This is a genomic window from Chryseobacterium viscerum (genome assembly GCF_025949665.1).
GTDB lineage: Bacteria > Bacteroidota > Bacteroidia > Flavobacteriales > Weeksellaceae > Chryseobacterium > Chryseobacterium viscerum_A.
The window spans coordinates 2439444-2458068 of record NZ_JAPDFT010000001.1; the positions used below are offsets into that span (position 1 = coordinate 2439444).

The 18625-nt window shown below is 36.7% G+C and carries 23 protein-coding genes and 1 tRNA gene; 11 read left to right on the forward strand and 13 right to left on the reverse strand.

The genetic code is table 11. The features are described from left to right. Nucleotides 1-42: 42 nt before the first annotated feature. Both OL225_RS11035 and OL225_RS11040 read right to left on the reverse strand, forming a co-directional pair. Nucleotides 43-450, reverse strand: coding sequence for a YybH family protein (locus tag OL225_RS11035; RefSeq protein WP_047375637.1), 408 nt, complete (start codon nucleotides 448-450; stop codon nucleotides 43-45). Then, nucleotides 450-698: an FUSC family protein gene (locus OL225_RS11040; RefSeq protein ID WP_264518288.1), complete on the reverse strand. Its 249-nt coding sequence runs from the start codon at nucleotides 696-698 to the stop codon at nucleotides 450-452. Before OL225_RS11040 ends, OL225_RS11035 begins: the two co-directional genes overlap by 1 nt. Before the next feature lie 169 nt (nucleotides 699-867). Between OL225_RS11040 and OL225_RS11045 the strand changes: the two genes are divergently transcribed. The 7 genes from OL225_RS11045 (at nucleotide 868) to arsB (ending at nucleotide 6742) form a co-directional block, all read left to right on the forward strand. Continuing rightward, nucleotides 868-1692, forward strand: a complete 825-nt coding sequence (locus OL225_RS11045; RefSeq protein ID WP_264518289.1) for an AraC family transcriptional regulator — start codon at nucleotides 868-870, stop codon at nucleotides 1690-1692. A gap of 67 nt (nucleotides 1693-1759) precedes the next feature. Further along, a complete protein-coding gene (locus tag OL225_RS11050; RefSeq protein ID WP_047375643.1) occupies nucleotides 1760-2881 on the forward strand; it encodes an agmatine/peptidylarginine deiminase in 1122 nt (373 codons plus the stop codon). Nucleotides 2882-3082: 201 nt separating this feature from the next. Beyond that, complete coding sequence (locus tag OL225_RS11055) at nucleotides 3083-4027, forward strand: MBL fold metallo-hydrolase (protein WP_264518290.1); 945 nt, start codon at nucleotides 3083-3085, stop codon at nucleotides 4025-4027. 181 nt (nucleotides 4028-4208) lie between these two features. After that, a complete protein-coding gene (locus OL225_RS11060; RefSeq protein ID WP_255814804.1) occupies nucleotides 4209-4538 on the forward strand; it encodes an ArsR/SmtB family transcription factor in 330 nt (109 codons plus the stop codon). Nucleotides 4539-4600: 62 nt separating this feature from the next. After that, nucleotides 4601-5074: a DUF6428 family protein gene (locus tag OL225_RS11065; protein ID WP_264518291.1), complete on the forward strand. Its 474-nt coding sequence runs from the start codon at nucleotides 4601-4603 to the stop codon at nucleotides 5072-5074. A gap of 19 nt (nucleotides 5075-5093) precedes the next feature. Next, the gene (locus OL225_RS11070) at nucleotides 5094-5705 is read left to right on the forward strand and encodes a low molecular weight phosphatase family protein (RefSeq protein WP_264518292.1); all 612 of its coding nucleotides are present in this window, start codon (nucleotides 5094-5096) and stop codon (nucleotides 5703-5705) included. 2 nt (nucleotides 5706-5707) lie between these two features. Next, entirely contained in the window at nucleotides 5708-6742 is a 1035-nt protein-coding gene (gene arsB / locus OL225_RS11075) for an ACR3 family arsenite efflux transporter (protein WP_264518293.1), read from the forward strand. Between the two features lie 63 nt (nucleotides 6743-6805). Here arsB and OL225_RS11080 read toward each other — a convergent pair whose 3' ends face one another. The 3 genes from OL225_RS11080 to OL225_RS11090 all read right to left on the reverse strand — a co-directional run bounded on the left by OL225_RS11080 (nucleotide 6806) and on the right by OL225_RS11090 (nucleotide 8739). Further along, on the reverse strand, nucleotides 6806-8098 hold the full coding sequence (locus OL225_RS11080) for a hypothetical protein (protein ID WP_264518294.1): 1293 nt from the start codon (nucleotides 8096-8098) through the stop codon (nucleotides 6806-6808). Between the two features lie 202 nt (nucleotides 8099-8300). Beyond that, nucleotides 8301-8385, reverse strand: a tRNA-Ser gene (locus tag OL225_RS11085). A gap of 141 nt (nucleotides 8386-8526) precedes the next feature. Next, nucleotides 8527-8739, reverse strand: coding sequence for a hypothetical protein (locus OL225_RS11090; protein WP_047376724.1), 213 nt, complete (start codon nucleotides 8737-8739; stop codon nucleotides 8527-8529). A gap of 215 nt (nucleotides 8740-8954) precedes the next feature. Between OL225_RS11090 and OL225_RS11095 the strand changes: the two genes are divergently transcribed. Then, on the forward strand, nucleotides 8955-9806 hold the full coding sequence (locus OL225_RS11095; RefSeq protein WP_047376725.1) for a hypothetical protein: 852 nt from the start codon (nucleotides 8955-8957) through the stop codon (nucleotides 9804-9806). A 394-nt stretch (nucleotides 9807-10200) separates the two neighbouring features. Here OL225_RS11095 and OL225_RS11100 read toward each other — a convergent pair whose 3' ends face one another. The 3 genes from OL225_RS11100 to holA form a co-directional block, all read right to left on the reverse strand. Further along, nucleotides 10201-10578, reverse strand: coding sequence for a VOC family protein (locus OL225_RS11100; RefSeq protein ID WP_047376726.1), 378 nt, complete (start codon nucleotides 10576-10578; stop codon nucleotides 10201-10203). A 444-nt stretch (nucleotides 10579-11022) separates the two neighbouring features. Then, entirely contained in the window at nucleotides 11023-11964 is a 942-nt protein-coding gene (trxB, locus tag OL225_RS11105; protein ID WP_264518295.1) for a thioredoxin-disulfide reductase, read from the reverse strand. A gap of 236 nt (nucleotides 11965-12200) precedes the next feature. Further along, nucleotides 12201-13238, reverse strand: a complete 1038-nt coding sequence (holA, locus tag OL225_RS11110) for a DNA polymerase III subunit delta (RefSeq protein ID WP_264518296.1) — start codon at nucleotides 13236-13238, stop codon at nucleotides 12201-12203. A 7-nt stretch (nucleotides 13239-13245) separates the two neighbouring features. On the opposite strand from holA, the gene OL225_RS11115 reads away from it, so the two are divergent. The 3 genes from OL225_RS11115 to OL225_RS11125 all read left to right on the forward strand — a co-directional run bounded on the left by OL225_RS11115 (nucleotide 13246) and on the right by OL225_RS11125 (nucleotide 15236). Further along, nucleotides 13246-13677: a type I restriction enzyme HsdR N-terminal domain-containing protein gene (locus OL225_RS11115; RefSeq protein WP_264518297.1), complete on the forward strand. Its 432-nt coding sequence runs from the start codon at nucleotides 13246-13248 to the stop codon at nucleotides 13675-13677. Between the two features lie 140 nt (nucleotides 13678-13817). Next, nucleotides 13818-14429: an HAD family hydrolase gene (locus tag OL225_RS11120; RefSeq protein ID WP_264518298.1), complete on the forward strand. Its 612-nt coding sequence runs from the start codon at nucleotides 13818-13820 to the stop codon at nucleotides 14427-14429. A gap of 63 nt (nucleotides 14430-14492) precedes the next feature. Further along, nucleotides 14493-15236, forward strand: coding sequence for a dienelactone hydrolase family protein (locus OL225_RS11125; RefSeq protein WP_264518299.1), 744 nt, complete (start codon nucleotides 14493-14495; stop codon nucleotides 15234-15236). Nucleotides 15237-15300: 64 nt separating this feature from the next. Here the strand turns inward: OL225_RS11125 and OL225_RS11130 are convergent, their stop codons facing one another. The 5 genes from OL225_RS11130 to OL225_RS22025 form a co-directional block, all read right to left on the reverse strand. Then, a complete protein-coding gene (locus OL225_RS11130) occupies nucleotides 15301-15681 on the reverse strand; it encodes a PEGA domain-containing protein (protein ID WP_264518300.1) in 381 nt (126 codons plus the stop codon). A 188-nt stretch (nucleotides 15682-15869) separates the two neighbouring features. Beyond that, complete coding sequence (locus OL225_RS11135) at nucleotides 15870-16241, reverse strand: cupin domain-containing protein (RefSeq protein ID WP_264518301.1); 372 nt, start codon at nucleotides 16239-16241, stop codon at nucleotides 15870-15872. Beyond that, nucleotides 16238-16765 carry a GNAT family N-acetyltransferase gene (locus OL225_RS11140; protein ID WP_047376734.1) on the reverse strand — a complete coding sequence of 176 codons (528 nt, stop codon included), beginning with the start codon at nucleotides 16763-16765 and terminating at the stop codon, nucleotides 16238-16240. Before OL225_RS11140 ends, OL225_RS11135 begins: the two co-directional genes overlap by 4 nt. Before the next feature lie 3 nt (nucleotides 16766-16768). Then, on the reverse strand, nucleotides 16769-17371 hold the full coding sequence (locus OL225_RS11145; RefSeq protein WP_047376735.1) for a DUF2911 domain-containing protein: 603 nt from the start codon (nucleotides 17369-17371) through the stop codon (nucleotides 16769-16771). 210 nt (nucleotides 17372-17581) lie between these two features. Then, a complete protein-coding gene (locus tag OL225_RS22025) occupies nucleotides 17582-18625 on the reverse strand; it encodes a bifunctional transcriptional activator/DNA repair enzyme AdaA (RefSeq protein WP_047376736.1) in 1044 nt (347 codons plus the stop codon).

An 18625-nucleotide genomic window follows, 5' to 3' on the forward strand; every position in this document is an offset into this window, starting at 1 on the left:
AGGGTTCTTATTATATTGAAATACGCTATGTTACTTTAAAGTTTATACCATATTGCTGCCTTTAAGTACGGCAGAACCAAAAGGATTGTCTACCAGCCACAGCCATTCTCCGTCTTCATTTTTTTTCATAATACAGGAAGTATGGCCTGTCATGTGTATTAAATGCCCGTCAGGGGCTGTTCCCGTCATTTCCCACTGATCAATCCACATCGCTAGATCATTCACAACGGTTACATATGGAGTTTCGCCTTGTATATCCAGTTTTAGTCTGCAAATCTCATTCATTGCAAGCTCTATCTGCTTAAGTCCTCTCAGCTCTCTCCCATCTCTGTCTATATAGACTGCTTCAGGGTGAAAACAACTTAATGCTCCTCTGGTATCTCCGTTTTTTATACAGTCACGGAAATAGGCTACTGCACCGGTTTCTGTTCTTCTGTCAAAATTCTCCATTATTTCATATTTCGGGATTCTATTTCCCTTTTCAATGCTTTCTTATCTTTATTCCAGCTGTTAGCTGCAAAAAAAGCAAAAATGATGGGTAAAAAGGTCATTAAGCCCAGACCATTGGCTATCGTACTATAAATAGCAATACCAGCCAATACTCCCAGGATTACAGCATTTATAGTATTTCTGTCTTCAATTGTTCTTTTTTTCTCTAAAAGTTCCTGATCTGTTAATCCAGATAAATCTTTTTCCATAGTTTATTTCAAGTTTTTTGGGTTAGTTTTAGGTTTTTAAAATGGCAAAAATTATTATTCTGAAATTTATTTTTACCGAAAGCTAAAGTACAATATTGCCGAGACATTTTTTTATTTCTTTTATTTGTAATTTATTTCATGCTGTCTATTTCTGAAAATTTCAAAGCTTATGGAAGACAACCTGAATTCTATTTACAGAGTTATCAATTTTATGGAAAAGAATTATGACCGGCCTGTTTCTGTAAAGGAACTGGAAGATATCTCACATTATTCTTACCGGAATATCCAGCGTATTTTTAAGTACAGCTGTGGAGAAACAATAGGTACCTTTCAGCAAAGACTAAAGGTAGAAAATGCTTATAAGCGGATTCTTTATACTCAGGAAAATCTCACTACAATTGCTATTGAAGTAGGTTTTGCCAATATCGCTTCTTTTTCCAAAGCTTTTAAACAGCATTTCGGGGTTTCTCCAAAAGCAGCAAGATTAAGTAAAGAAAAACTTTTGTGCGAAGACAAGATCATTCCGATAACTTCTGACGAACTGCTGGAGCCGGAAATTGTCTATCTTAAACCAATTCAGGTGTACTATCAGAGCATTAAAACCTATTATAACAATGAAGAAATTGAAGTACTGTGGGAAAAATTCATGAAAAATGAGTTTCCCGATTCCGGAACAGAATATTTTGGTGTAATAGCAGATGAACCATTAATTAAAACTGAAATTAACTGCCGGTATGACTCTTGTGCTTCCGTTCAGTCTGCAAACAAAAAATTACCCTCAAAAATAATATTTGGAGGTAAATATGCCCGCTTTGCCCATACAGGCAGCTATGAAACAATAGATGAAACGTACACTAAAATCTATTCCCGCTGGATTTTTAATTCTGGCCTTGAATTTTCACACTCTCCTATCATAGAAAAATACGAAAGACATGCGGAACAGGAAAATCATCAGGAAGAACAGCTGACTTATATTTTACTGCCTTTGAAGTAAATTGTCAATTTGGGACAAGTTTTCAAATTTTTATCCATCTAATTTTGCCCTGTAAAAAAGATAAATTATGCAAAAAAAGAAAATCATGTTCAGGTTATTACCAGCTCTTTTACTTTCATGCTCTCAGACAGAATTACCAGAACCTCCAGATACAACAAATCCCGGCACTGTTGTTTACAAGATGCCGGAAGAATCTGCAACACATGAAGGAACCTGGCTTCAATGGCCACATCAGTACCAATATGGAACCACCTACCGCAACCGGCTGGATGCAACCTGGATAGCAATGACCAAAGAACTGGTACAGAGTGAAAAAGTTCATATTATTGCTTATGACAACATCGAAAAAAACCGTATTACAGAGTTGTTAAACAGTGCCGGAGTTCCTCTTACCAATATCAATTTCAGACTTTATCAGACAGATGATTTCTGGGTTAGAGATAACGGTCCTATTTATGTAAAGGATCAAAATGGCCAGTTATTTATTCAGGACTGGGGATTTAACGGATGGGGTAACAAAGCCGATTACAGCAGATGCAATGCAATTCCTTCCAAAATAGCAGCAGATACCAATATCCCAAAAATCAATCTTAATTCGGTGATGATCAATGAAGGCGGAAGTGTGGAAATTGATGGAAACGGAGTATTGATGGCATGTAAAAGTTCCATCCTTAATAACAATAGAAATCCGGGGATGACCCAGCAGCAGGCAGAAGCCATATTTACTAAAAATTTAGGCGTGACCAAATTTATCTGGCTGAATGGAAAAGCAGGTCTTGATATCACCGATATGCACATTGACGGTTTTGCCCGGTTCGCAAATTCGTCTACTATTATTACGATGAATCCTGATGATCTTAACTACTGGCAGGTTCCTGACAGCGACATTGATAAATTATATGATGCCACCACAAAAAATGGCTCTCCTTACCAGTTTGTAAAAGTTCCATTAACCAGAAATGATGTGATAACCACTTACGGAAAAAATGTAGGCCGTGCTTCTTACATCAATTATTATATCGCAAACAACCGCGTATTGGTACCTAATTATAATGATCCGAATGATGCCGTTGCCAACAATATTATCCAACAGCTGTATCCCGGTAAACAGGTTGTTGGAATAGACTGCCGTAACTTATTTGCCAATGGTGGAATGATACACTGTGTAACGCAGCAGCAGCCACAATAAAACAATTTTCCCAATACATAAAAGCCTGCTGATTGTTCTGCAGGCTTTATTCATCTATAACCTAAAGTATTGTTTAGCCAGATTTTTAAATATTTAACCTCGTTAAGCTCTATTTGTTAATACAACTAAAAGGCTGTCGCCAAAAAATAGCGTAAATTTGCCCTGCCCATCTTGTAAAGGATGGTTTCCAGTTTAAGTATTATGAAAAAAACAGCAGTTTCTTTATTGGCCCTTCTTCTGAATATTGTTTGCCATGCACAAAATTTTGATGTTATTCCCTTAGGGATCTATGGTGGTGAGCAGGAAGATAATTTATCTGCCTATCTGGTAGGTGCTCCGAAAGACAATGCATTTCTTTGCCTTGATGCCGGTACGGTAAATGCCGGAATACGAAAAGCTATTCAACTGAAAAGCCTTGACGGATCCGCAGAAACAATTCTTAAGGATCAGATAAAAGGATATTTTGTATCACATGGTCATTTGGACCATTTATCCGGGCTTATCATCAATTCCCCGGCAGATTCTAAAAAGGATATTTTCGCTATAGCTCCGGTCATTCAGATTTTGCAGAATCATTACTTTATCACAGATACCTGGATCAATTTTGCTGATCAGGGACAAAAACCTATCCTTGGGAAATACCATTATAATGAGCTTCAGGAAGGACATGAAATCCCGGCACCCAAAACGCCATTTTTCATAACCGGATATGAACTGAGCCATGTAAATCCCTATAAAAGCAGCGCAGCATTGGTAAGAAGAGATGATCATTACCTTCTTTATCTGGGTGATACAGGTGCTGACCGTATAGAAAAATCTGACCGTCTTGATAACCTTTGGAACACTATAACTCCACTTGTTAAAAAAAGACAGTTAAATACCATATTAATTGAAGTTTCTTTCCCAAACAGCCAGCCTGAACATCTGCTGTTCGGACACCTTACTCCTAACCTGCTGATTGAGGAACTAAGTAAGCTGAAAGAAAAAACCGGACAAAACAGCCTTGAGGGACTCAACATTGTAGTTACCCATAGAAAACCAACGGGTGATAACCCCGAACTGATTAAAAAAGAACTGTTGAAAAACAATCCCCTGAAAGTAAATTATATTTTCCCGGAACAGGGCAAAAAGATCAGTTTACCATAAAAACAAATCAAAAGATGAAGCATATCTCTGTTTCATCTTTTTTATTTTCGATAGTATTATTCATTAAATAAATTTAAACAACTGAAAATCAATCACTTAAAACACGATCATTGAAATTAATTAATTTTTTTTATGTTTATATTAATTTAACATCGTAATATTGCAATATAAAAATAAAACAATGGGAGTTACTAAAACCGAAATCTATACTGAAGAACAAAATAAACTGGCTTCACTTCTTAAAGTTTTGGGACATCCGGCAAGAATAGCCATTTTACAGTATATTATCAATCAGAAAGCGTGCATCTGCAATGATCTTGTTGAAGAACTCGGATTGGCTCAGGCTACCATTTCTCAGCATTTAAAAGAACTGAAGAATATTGGAATCATCAAAGGTTCAATTGAAGGAAAGTCTGTATGCTACTGTATTAATGAAAGCATCTGGAAACAATTTCAAAACGAGTTTAACCTGTTTTTTAATCAGGATGTCACGATAAAACAATGCTGTTAAGGCATTTTTTTTGAAAACAAATATCGTAATATTGCAATATAACACTAATAAATTTAAATCTAATGAAACTATCAGAAATCAAAGAAATTCTTCCAACACTGGGAAATGTAGAATTTCAATTGGAAAACGGCACTTTTGTTCCTGAACATTTCCATGTAACAGAAGTGGGACAGATTGTAAAAAAATTCATTGATTGCGGCGGCGTAATCCGAAATGAGAAAGCAGTCAACTTCCAGCTATGGGATGCTGATGATTATGAACACCGCCTGAAACCGGGGAAACTGCTTCACATCATTCAACTTTCTGAAGAAAAACTGGGAATAGAAGATTCAGAAATTGAAGTAGAATATCAGGGAGAGACCATCGGTAAATATGATCTGGAATTTAACGGTAAAAATTTCGTCCTGAAAAATAAGACAACGGCCTGTCTTGCCCAGGAAGCCTGTGGAATTCCTTCCGAAAAACAAAAGAAAAATCTTTCTGAACTATCTGCAAAACCAGCATCAGCCTGCACTCCGGGATCAGGATGCTGCTAATTAATTTTATTAAAATCTCATGTATCAAGAATTATTAAATACGGTTCAATCTCTGAAATGGGAAAATATAGATACCAATAGAAAAGAGATCATGGAACCATTGATCAGTTTCATCCAGCAAAAAGTAAATGATGGAGAAGAAATCAATCTGAATTTTATCTGCACCCACAATTCACGCCGCAGTCATCTGGCTCAGATTTGGGCACAGACAGCGGCTACTTTCTTTACGATTCCGGGAGTTCATTGCTATTCCGGAGGAACTGAAACAACAGCATTATTCCCCAAAATAGCAGAAACCTTAGCTGAGCAGGGTTTTACAGTCTTCAATATTTCAGAAACAGAAAATCCGGTGTATGCTATCAAGTATAATGATAATAGCCTGCCTGTTATAGGTTTTTCCAAAAAATATGACAGTTCTTTCAATCCTGTTTCAGGATTCGCAGCAATTATGACCTGTTCGCAGGCAGATGGCGGATGCCCGTTTATTCCCGGTGCAGAAAAAAGAATTCCGATCACATTTGAAGATCCTAAAATTTCAGACAATACTCCGGAACAAACGGCAGTATATAGAGAAAGAAGTTTACAAATTGCAGAAGAAATGTTTTATGTTTTTTCTAAAATCAAAAAATAATCATGCAGCCCAGATTAAAATTTCTTGACCGCTATCTTACCTTATGGATCTTCCTGGCCATGGGTATAGGGATTGCTTTAGGACACTTTTTCCCGGCTATTCCTATTATTATCAATTCTCAGTCTATAGGGACTACTAATATTCCATTAGCAATTGGACTCATCCTTATGATGTATCCTCCGTTAGCAAAGGTTGATTACTCTCTTCTGCCATTGGTATTTAAAGATAAAAAAGCCATCGGTGTTTCTTTATTTCTCAACTGGATCATCGGTCCGGTTCTGATGTTTGGTCTCGCGATCCTCTTTTTAAGGAATGAGCCCGATTATATGGTAGGTTTGATTCTTATCGGGCTGGCAAGATGTATTGCTATGGTCATCGTCTGGAATGATCTGGCCAAAGGAAACCGGGAATATGCAGCCCTGCTGGTTGCTTTAAACAGTATCTTTCAGGTATTTACTTATAGTTTTATGGTTTGGCTGTTTATCAATGTACTTCCCAATCAACTGGGGCTGGCCAGTTTTAATGTAAATGTTTCTATGAAAGATATTACAGAAAGTGTCCTGATTTATCTGGGAATCCCTTTCCTGGCAGGTTTTCTCAGCCGTTATTTTCTGATACAATCTAAAGGTACAGAATGGTACAACAGAAAATTTATTCCTCAAATATCACCCGTTACGCTGTATGCCTTGTTATTCACAATCGTACTGATGTTTAGCTTAAAAGGCTCCCAAATATTGGAATTACCCATGGATGTAGTTAAGGTAGCTGTACCACTGATTATCTATTTTATTCTTATGTTTTTCGTGAGCTTCATGATCAATAAAGCGTTAAAAATTCCATATGATAAAAATGCATCTATTGCCTTTACAGCTACCGGAAACAATTTTGAACTGGCTATTGCAGTGGCAATTTCAGTATTCGGAATTCACTCACCACAAGCATTTGTAGGAGTGATTGGACCACTGGTAGAAGTTCCGGTATTAATACTTCTGGTAAAGGCAGGGTTATTATTGAAAAGAAAATGGTATCATGAATAAAAAACCAATAAACTGGAAAAAAAAGCATCACCGAAACAGTGATGCTTTTTTATCTGAATGATATCAGTTTTTAATTAATTTATAATTTCCGTTGCTTTCATCCTTTACTATGGCATAATGGTCAGCCAATTCGAGAGTCCAGCCATCTCCCGATATCTTTTTATTCTCTGTTTTCACAGGATTTGATATTGAAATTTTATCCCAATTAGGACTCATTAATGCTCCGTTTTCAACAGTCAGAATACCCCATAAATCTGTAACCCTGATATTAGGATATACCGTCCCTTTATCTTCCAGCGGCACAATATTTCTGGGATCAAAAGAAACATTCATTTTCTCAAATTTGATTTCAAAATGGGGCCGCTGGATGAATTTCAGTTTATATTCCGCAATCAGTTTCTTAGTTTTTTCTTCTCTCTCAGCTTCTTCTTTCATAATTGCCTTACCATTATAATCTCCGGATAATTTTTCAACTGCCTTTTGCTGAACAGCTGGAATCCTGATGTTAAAACCTTTGATGAAATAATCTGTAAGATCAGTTTTTGCATTAATTTTTTTGTTCCAGTTTGGGTCTCTCTGATAGAGCAGATATCCGTAAACAGGAGTCGTATGATAAGCGAATGAACGCACAAATGTAGGATTCTTCATAAAATCATCTATCCCGCTCAAAAGAAAAGATTTTGTCTGTTCATTATTTCTTCCACTTACAATGATTCCCGTAAACTCAGCCATTCCTTCATTCAGCTCCAATAAGTTTTCTGTGTTCCCCGAATCTTTATAAAGTATATTTCTATATTTTCTGAAAGTAAGTGCATTGGTAAGATGTTTCTGTAATTCTTTTTCTGAAGTTGACCGGACAGCCTGTTTCAGTGCTTCAAGTTCCAGCCGGAGATAAACCCTTCCCTCTTTCTGATCAAGGTGATTATTTTCTACATTGTTAAGCGTAAACCCCAATGAAGGTTGAATGCTGTGGAATGATTCATGTGCCAGCAGATTGATTCTGTTGTTTCTGTTGGAAGTGAGGGGAAGCATGATCATCGCCCATCTTTTGCCTGCCCAATTGACAGCAGTATTGGCAATATTAATCTTCGCAGGCAGAATTCCGGAGTATATATTTCCATTACGTTTCAGAATTCCTTCTGTATCCGGCTCATTGGCATATAATTCTCTGGTTTTCGGATCTATTAAAATGACAGGACCATATAAATCTTTATTCCAAAGCTGGATATTCTTCTTTGAAGCTGCTTTCAGCTCATTAAAATAAACAGCGATACTGTCATGGGAAATCATCTGCTTTTGCCCTTTTATATTCAATGCGCACACGGAAAATAAAATTATCAGAAGAGTTTGCTTCATGGTTGAATTCTTTGCGGTTATTGTCTATTGAGGATGGGAAAACCGTCCTTATGCATTGTCTTTAGTTTTTAAATAGAACTTTCATATTCTATTTGACCACTAAAATAAGTATAAATACTTAATCAATCCCATCGAATAAAGTTAACATGCCATGAATACATAATAAAACAGCCTTGAATCAAATGATTCAAGGCTGTTTTTGCGGAGAGTGAGGGATTCGAACCCCCGGACCTGTTACAGTCAACAGTTTTCAAGACTGCCGCAATCGACCACTCTGCCAACTCTCCCTAAACTCCGGCTATACCGTTGTTTTCAGTGGTGCAAATATAGAACGATTTTTAATTTCTGCAAAACTTTTCCCACACAAATTTTAACAAAACTTAATAATAGACTAGAAATCAAGGGAATTATTTTTCCTGAAACGTCATCTATTCTTTGTCTACAATTGCTATGAAACTGTTTTTTAAAAGGCCTGATGGATATACAAACTGATCTCCATCTTCTCCCTTTACCACAATAGCCCCCTGCTCATCGTTCAGGCATTTGTCCAGCTGGCTTTTCAGTTCATTAAGTTTTCCATGAGGAGCCTCAATGATGTAGGTCCCGGTAACATGCGTTATTTTGATGACTTTTGTTTCCATATTCTTTTTTGATTAGTTGCTAAATGTAGGAATTTTCCTTTAAGTATGAGCCATTTATTACCATGAACAGAAAGCCTTTTAGAAATGATTCAAAAATATTATAACAAATCATGAATAATAAAACTATCTGATTTCCAGTTCCCGATTTTACATTTTATAATTTATATTTGTAAGAATTCATGCCAATATTAAAAACTAATAACACTATTTTTCAAATGTTTACTCAATCTTTTATTAAAAACACGGTGGTTACCGCCTCTATGGCTTTCTCCTCTATGGCTTTTGCCCAGAAAATGCCCATGTCTGTACTTCCTTCCGGCCACCTCGTAGTAGGTGCCGAAGTGGATGGCAAAAAAGGAAATTTTATCTTTGATACCGGAGGAGGAATCAATCTTTTTCTGGGAAATTTCCCCAAAGAGCTCGGCCCAAAAGAGACTTATAATTATCTGACGGCTTTCCGGGCTACCGGTGAAAAAATGACTATTCCCCTTTTCAAATCAAAAGAGATTATTTTTAATGGTAAAAAGTTTAAAGATACCTGGTACTCCACTCATGATATGGAAATCAAAGGAATAGATGGTTTGATTTCCCTGCCCATGCTTTATGACACAGAATTTATCATCGATTATACTACCAATGAACTTATCTTTCCTAAAGAAAAACTGAATGCTAAAAAAGTAATGGATATTCAGCTGTCTACCAACGCAGACCAATCCATGGATATTACTACTTATGTGCTATTAAACAATAAATACAAGATTAATGTTCTCCTGGATTCCGGCTCTGGTAAAGATTCTTTTTGGCTGAGTGAACGCCTGATGAATACGCTCGACATCAAAAAAGAAACCCTGCAAATGATAGAAAAGAAAAGTGAATTCAACCCTGATCTGACCACCAAGTTTTATACAGGTAATATTGGCTCTGTTTCTACTCCTTTTGCTAGTGTTGAAAAGCCTAAAGTTGCTTTTGTGGAAGGTCTTATTTATGAAGGTAAGACGAGTATCAACTGGCTGGGTAAAAAACTGGGATTCAACCTTAAAGAGAAAAAGATCTATATTTTGGATTAAGAATTATAACAATATAGTACAACTGTCATTCTGACGAAGGAAGAATCTTTTGGATGTGTGAGATTCTTCTTTCGCCGGAAAAACAATATGGAAGATGTGTCGGAAAACCACTCCGTCAAAAATTCTTTGAATTTTCGCCACCCCTCCAGAGGATGGGAATAATTACGTCTTCAGTTGGGGTATGAGTCAGAACAGCATTTTTGTGTTTAAAGCCAGCTGGATTCCTATGGAATGACACAATTGAATGATTGTTTATCCATAACGTTTATCATTCCGCAGGAATCTAAACTTATTAAAACATTTAGATTCCACGCTTCACTTTGTCCCGCTCTGAATGACAAGCTTTACGTGTATTTATTAGTACCGGATTTTCAATCACAGCATTCTCTGCTTTTTATTCCCCTGCCGGTTCAAACAATTCGATCTTGTTTCCTTCCGGATCAAGGATGTGTACAAATTTTCCATACTCGTAAGTAGCCACCTCATCCAGGACGGTTACTCCTTCTTTCTTTAGCTCTTCTACCAGTGTTTCAATATTTTCTACATGGTAATTGATCATAAATTCTTTGGATGAAGGTTCAAAATATTGGGTAGACTCTTTAAAAGGACTCCATAGTGTATATCCTTTCTTTTCAGACTCCGCTTCCTTCCAGTCGAATTTGGCTCCGTATGGGCTGGTTGGTAATCCCAGGTGGGTTTTATACCATTCATTTACTTGTTCCGGGTCTTTACACTTAAAGAAGATGCCTCCAATGGCGGTTACTCTTTTCATTTTTTATTCGTTTTTGTTCAGTTTATAGTTTCTTACATGCAATTCCGAGTCGTTTTGCAATTTCACAAATATATCAATGTTTTCATTAGCTTTCTCACGATTTTTCTTGAAGTTTGATGGAAGATGTTGGGAAAACGCAAAGGCGCAAGTAATAGTAAAAAGACCGTTTATAAAGCGCAAGTATTTTATCTCCGATAAAATTGTATACTGTAAAATGTCTCACGCTGATTTTGCAGATTGCGCAGATGATAGTGGAAAATCTGCGTAATCTTCTTGATCTGCGGGATACTTATTATATCTCTCGCTAAAAATCTTTGATTTTCTTACGCCTTAAAATTATACATAATGGATAGAAAAACTTTGCCCCTTTGCGATTCTCCAACAAAAACAAACGAAAAAAGCGCACCCATCGGGTACGCTTTGTATTGTATAAATTGAATAGTATTAATGTAATTCAGCTAAGTATTTTTCTGCATCCATTGCAGACATACACCCGCTTCCTGCAGCTGTAATAGCCTGTCTGTAGATATGATCCTGAACATCTCCGGCTGCAAATACTCCCGGAAGATTTGTTCTTGAAGAACCTTTCTCTGTTAAGATATATCCATTCTCATCAAGATCTATCTGACCTGCGAAGATATCAGTATTCGGTTTGTGACCAATTGCAATAAAGATTCCTTCAACATCTACTGTAGATTTCTCCTGAGTCTGGTTGTTGATGATCACAGCTCTTTCTACTAAGCTGTTTTCTCCTTCAATCCCGATTAATTCATGGTGGAATTTCACTTCAATATTCGGAGTATTTTCCACTCTGTGAACCATTGCTTTTGAAGCTCTGAAAACGTCTTTTCTTACCAATAGCGTTACTTTCTTACATAGTTTTGCAAGGTAAGTAGCCTCTTCAGCTGCTGTATCTCCTGCTCCTACTACTACTACATCTTTTCCTCTGTAAAAGAATCCATCACATGTAGCACAAGCAGAAACTCCGCCTCCTGCATATTTTTTCTCATCATCAAGACCTAAATATTTTGCTGTAGCTCCTGTAGAGATGATTACTGTTTTTGCCAGGATCTCTTTGTTTCCCGCATATAATTTGTGAACACCGCCTACTTCTTTAGAAAATTCAGCTTTAGTGATCATTTCATAATGAACTTTGGTATCAAATCTTTCTGCCTGTTTTTGCAGATCCATCATCATTTCAGGACCTGTAATCCCGGCTGGATACCCTGGAAAGTTGTCAACTTCTGTGGTGGTGGTTAATTGTCCGCCCGGCTCCAAACCTGTATACAATTCAGGTTTCAAGTCTGCTCTTGCTGCATAGATAGCAGCGGTAAAGCCAGAAGGCCCAGATCCAACGATCACACAATCTAAAATGTTTTGCTCCATAATTTACTTTGTTCGAAAAGATTTAATTTGAATTAAGACTGCTAATTTCGGAATTTTTACCGTCTTTTTAAAGTTATTTTAATGATACTTGTCAATATCTGATATGTTGAATTTCGATGGTAACTTTTGTGGGGTTCGGGGTTCGCGATTCGAGTTATTTGATTCGGGTAACAAAAATTAAAAACTTCTGTTTTCATTTCCCGTAATTAGCATACCCCGCATCTCGTCACCTCGCCTCACACCTTCATCTTAATCTTATCTACATTGATGATCTTATATACGAGTTCTCTGATCAGTTCCGCTTCCCCCATATTCACAGCTCCAAGCCCCTTTCCTTTCATATCGAATTCCCGTAAAATAGAAATGACTCTTGTGGCATGTTTTAAAGGATAAAGTCTGGCACTTTCCGCATAATCTTTGATGAAGTAAGGATTTACCCCCATCTGGGATGCAATTGCCTGTGGAGGCTGCCCAGCCATCGTTTGGTAGATAATAACGTTTGAAAAGTAATTGTAAAGGCTTGCCAGCATCATTACAAAAGGATTGTTCTTCGGATTCTTTCCCATAAAATGGGCAATTTTAAAGGCTGCATTGGCGTTTTTGGTTCCTAAAGCCTTTTGAAGTTCAAAAATATTGTATTCTTTACTGATTCCTATATGATTTTCAACAATGGTACCGTCAAGGATTTCTCCTTCTTTAAGAATGATCTTTAATTTGTTGAGTTCATTGACAATTCTTGACAGGTCGTTACCAAGATATTCTGCCAGAAGATGAGAAATATTGGGCGCAGTATTGATCTTAAGTTTTGTACATTCATCTGAAATCCATTTAGGAAGATTGCTTTCCTTTACAGATTCGCTCAGAAAAAGTGCTTTGGCTTTATCTAAAGCTTTAGCAGCCTTTTTCCGGCTGTCCAGTTTCTTGTGCTTGTGTGCAAAAACCAATACTGTAGAAGGAACAGGGTTTTCTACATAAGATTCTAAAATTCTGTTTTCTTCTTCATTGAATCGTAAATCCTGAGCTTCTTTCACTATAATCACCTGCTTATCTCCCATCATCGGAAACTGTCTTGCCAGAGAAAGGACTTCCTGATAAGAAGTATCTTTTCCGTAGGTAACCGTTTGGTTGAAAGCTTTTTCATCTTCTTCCAAAAAGTTATGTTCAAGGGCTTTCACAGCAACATCAATAAAGTAGGCTTCTTCTCCGTGGAAAAAATAAATAGGTAAAACTTCTTTATTTTTAATATTTTTGAGGATTAAATCTAATTCTTTCATCTTATTAATGGAACTTCCAAAACTGAATTTTCAGGAAACTTTTGATTTTAAATTCAAGAAAGACAAAGATAAGTTTTTTATTTATGATTTGGTTCGTAAAACTTATCTTCTGCTCACTCCTGAGGAATGGGTAAGGCAGCATTGGATACATTATTACCTTACTGTAAAATCCTATTCCACCTCAGCCCTGATCACCGAAAAAAAGATTGTTCTGAATGGACTGACCAAACGTATTGACCTCCTGGTGACCGAGAAAACAGAACCTATAATTCTGATAGAATGCAAAGCACCGCAGATCAAATTAACGGAAAAAACATTCGAACAGACAGCCAGATATAACTCAATTATCGGAGCCAGGGAAATCATCCTGACCAATGGACTTCAGCATATCAATGCGTATTATAAAGACGGACAGTATCAGTTTTACAGACCAGAATAAATAAAGCCTGATTTAAGACTAAATATACAATAAGTAAAAACACAAAACACTCCGTTTTCATAAATTATTACCACTGAAAACGTAAAAAGTGGCGAAAATTCATTTTTTTGACGGGGTGATTCACAGCAATATCAATTAATATGAAAATCAAGAACATTATTTTCGATTTCGGAGGGGTACTGATGGATTGGAATCCGAGATATTTTTTCAAAGATTATTTTAACGATAACGAAAAAATGGAATACTTCCTGCAAAATATCGCCCAGGATGAATGGAATGTAGAACAGGACAGAGGAAGAAGTCTTGCAGAAGGAACAGAAATCCAGGTAAAAAAGTTTCCTGAATGGGAAAAAGAAATCCGGGCTTTCTACGACAACTGGACCGTTATGCTGAAAAGTGAGATCCCACAAAATGTAGAAGTGCTGAGAAAACTGAAAAACACGGATTATCACCTGTTCGGACTCACTAACTGGTCTGAAGAAACCTTCCCTTATGCATTGGAAAACTATGATTTCTTCCAGATATTCGAGGGCAAAATTGTAGTTTCAGGAACCGAAAAGCTTATAAAACCTGATCCTGAAATTTGGCATGTTCTATTAGAAAGATACAATATCAAGGCTGACGAATCGGTTTTCATTGATGATAATCCGAAGAATATTGAAGTAGCACAGTCTCTGGGTTTCATTACCATTCAGGTTTTTCCTGATACCGATTTAGCAAAGGAATTGAAGAAATTTGGAATTGACGTTTAACTCATTTAAATATTTTCTTAATTTTAATCTGTTTTACAATCACTAATTCACAAATAATTAATTATGATACGTTCCATCTTATTAACTACAATGATCATGGCTTCAGGCACCCTATTCAGTCAGAAACTTAAAACTGTTTCCTATCAGGACGGAGTACAGAAACTGAATGGTTTAATTACCTCCAATGCGGGAAAGAAACTGCCCGGAGTTCTTATTCTCCCAGCCTGGAAAGGGATTGATGAAGAAGCTAAAACAGCAGCTCTTGAACTAGAAAAACAAGGTTATATTGCCTTTATCGCTGATATTTATGGTGAAGGAAAAATTCCTGCAGACAATGAATCTGCTGCTAAAAGTTCAGGATACTACAAACAGAATTATAATGAATACCAGAAAAGAATTTCTCTGGCTTTGGAACAGCTGAAGAAAAACGGAGCAATTTCTGACAAAACAGCTGTTATTGGCTATTGTTTTGGCGGTACCGGAGCATTAGAATCAGCCAGAGGACATCTGCCAGTTGCAGGAGTGGTTTCTATCCATGGAAGTCTGGGAAGAGATCAGAGCCGAAAAAATGAAGCATTAACTGCTAAGATCCTGGTAGAAAACCCAGCTGATGACAGAGGAGTAACTCCAGATGATTACAATAACCTCATCAAAGAGATGAATGAAGGAAATGCCGACTGGCAGATTATCACGTATGCCCATTCTAAACATACCTTCACAGATCCCAAATCTCCGGATTATAATGAAACCATGGCCAAAAGAGCATGGAACCACACTCTGATGTTCCTGAAAGAGATTTTGAAATAAGCATAAAAAAGGCAAATTCGTGAATTAATGAATTTGCCTTTTTACTTTTATATTTTTAGCTTAATTATGGTTTAGCTTGCAGTTCAACGTCATATTTTTTTGGAGAATATTTGGTAAGAGAACCTGTTGCAGCATCGATACCAACTCCTATTGCACCACCCAGAATAATATTAAGTAAAGTTACTGCATTAAAGTTTTTTGTCAGCTTCACTTCTTTCTTCTCAAATCCTTCTTTTTCAAATGCCACCATCTGCTTACCCAAGGCTCTTGGGATTTTAGTTGTACAAGGTGTTGTACATTTTTCTATTCCTTTGTGAAATACTTTTGCGCCTTCAGGGCTTGAAGAAAAAGCTATTGAATCCTGAGTTCCTGTAAAAATAGTTGCGCATGAAGTAGTAGAAAGTACGATACCTAGTGACAGCACAATTGATAATTTGTTTTTCATGTATTTAATTAGTTCATTTTTTTAAGTCCGCGAACTTACAAAATAATTTAAAACAATTAATATCAATTTTGAAAAAACTTTAATAAAATATAGAATTCATGGGCATCTCAAAAAAATAACTCTAATTTAACATCCAATAAAAAAAGGCAAATCTATGGATTTGCCTTTTCTATTTTTTAAAAATTTCCTTAATCTACTCCTTCCTCTTCCCTGTTGACCAGCTCCATAGAAAATGCTGGCAGACAGATAGCAAGGTATTCGCAAGGTTCTGAAAATGGATTCCTGTAGCGGATTCTTGCTCCTTTTTCAATAAGAATACTCTGGCCTTTTTCCAGAGTAACAGTCTCACCATCAATTTCAAATTGTTTTTTTCCTGAAATAATATACGTAAATTCATCAAATTCAGGTGTCTGGTGTGGCTCGCTCCATTCCGGAGGTGCCACCATATGAGCAATAGAAACATTAGAATTTCCGGTAGAGTTTCCCCAATGTTCTTCTATCAATTTTCCGTCTGTAGTAGGGACTACAAATGGTGACTGTTGAATTTTATATTTTTTCATACCCAGGCTTCTTTTGTGATTTCATATACAAAATTGGTTCTTGTAGGCTCTGCAAAATAAGCAACTTCTTCTTCAGCAATTTTTTTCCCTCCAAGTCTTTCCAATGCTGTCTGTGAACGAAAATTTTCTTTTCCGATATGAAAATGAACCTTATCTACAAACTGGAAGATATAATCAAGCATCAGTTTTTTAACCTGAGGATTGATTCCTTTTCCCCATGATTTTGTTCCATAGAAAGTATACCCGATGAAAATATGATTGTCTTCTTCATCAAAATCATAATAACGGCTGCTTCCCAATACATCTCCGGAGGCTTTCTCAATAATTTTGAAAGCACCTTTACTCTCCATAGCTCCAGTAAAAAAGTTTTCAAAAACCTCTTTCTTATAACGGTCTTTGCTTGGGTGTTGTTCCCAGACTTTGGGATCGGAAGCTACTTCATATAAAGATTCAAAATCCCCTTGCTGCAAGGGAATTAATTGAAATTCTTCATTCTCTAAAACAGGCTGAACAGAAAAATTCATTGTTTAGCTCTTTTTAGTAGAATCTGATTCTATTTTCTTGATTTCTTTCAATTTGTCAGAAATCTTAATCACAGTGTCTAATTTTGATGGCTTCAAAGGAACTTCTGCCTGAGCCATATCCCATTTGATTACCAGGTTTCCTGTGTTCTCGTCTGTAGGATTCAGGGTGATTTCAAACCACTCCTGTTTGTCTGTCAGTTTATTTACTGGTACGGTAACGTCTACTACATCCTGTTTAGGATCATAAGTATAAGCTCCCCACTGTTGGAAATCTTTATTCAGAATCACTTTCCATTCTTTTTCTGTAGGAACAATGAATAATCCATAAGTTCCTGCAGGCACCATTTTCCCACCGAAATTAACGGCCTGTCCGAAAGTAATTTTTGTAGACGAGTTCGCTCCAGCTCTCCAAACCTGACCATAAGGAACCAATTCTCCGAAAATCTTACGCCCTTTCACTCCTGGTCTTCCGTAGTCGATAGAGATCTTGGACATTGAAAACTGCTGCTCCACTTTCTGACGCGGGCTTGCTGCCGGCACAGAATAATCCTGGGCAAAACTGAATGCTGAAACTGAAATGCAAACTGCTGCTAATAACTTTTTCACGTGTAAATTTTTGCTTAAAATTACAAAATTCAGAACGAAATATCTTTCCCAAACTTCGTTAATTTTTGTTTTACCGATATTTTTCTATTAACATATTATTCCGGCCAAATCCTTTTTTAAAATCAATATCAAGTCATTGAAGATTTTACTTCTTTTTAATCAGTTTTCCTTTTATCAGCTGGATTGAATGAAAAAATATTAAAAAAAATACTAAAACAAAATAGCCTTTTCCAATTCCAGTAATTTTTGTTTTCTCCAGATTCCTCCGCCATACCCCGTTAACTGTCCATTACTTCCAATCACACGGTGACAAGGTATTATAATGGATATCTTATTCAGGCCATTGGCATTAGCTACTGCTCTTACAGATTTAGGATTTCCCAGAATATCAGCCTGTTCCTGATAGCTTCTTGTTGCTCCGTAAGGAATTTTCTGTAAAATATTCCAGACTTCTTTCTGAAAAGCGGTTCCTACCGGAGAAAGAGGAACGGTAAATTCGGTTCTTTTTCCTTCAAAGTACTCTTTCAGCTCTTTTTCCAGAGTATCAAAATGTGGATTTTCTCCCTGAATAATATTAGCTTTACAATGTTCCGAGATACTTTTCAGCTCTGTGGGAAGCGCTTTTCTGTCAGAAAATTCCAGAAGGCAGATCCCGTGCTCATCGGCACATGCTATCATGGTTCCCAGCATAGTTTCTATCCTCTTCAGATCAATGATCTTTTCCGTCGTATTATTTTTAGGAGATACCCCAAAAATATTTTTAAAACTCTCATTAAAACCACTCAGACTGTCATACCCCGTATCAAATGCTACATCTGTAACCGATTCTCCCTGCTGGAGTTTTTTAAATGCTGTATTAAGTTTTGACATTCTCTGGAAAGCATGAAAAGTTATTCCATGATGTTTCAGAAACCATCTGCGGACTGTTGCAGGCTCCAATCCTCTTTTTACAAGATCATAATCTTTAAGCTTCAATGTAGGATCATTGGTAATTTCCTTCAGTAATTCCTTAATATGCGGTGGTGTTGCGTTGAGATTTTCCAGGGGTCTGCATACTTTACAGGGACGATAGCCTTTTAGCATCGCATCTTTGGTATTGGAAAAAAATTCTACATTTTCAAATTTAGGCTTCCGTGCTGTACAGGTAGGTCTGCAAAATATTCCCGTGGTTTTTACGCCCATCCAGAATATCCCTTCAAATGAAACATCTTTAGTATAAGATGCCTCGTACATTATTTTTTCTGTGAGTTCCAT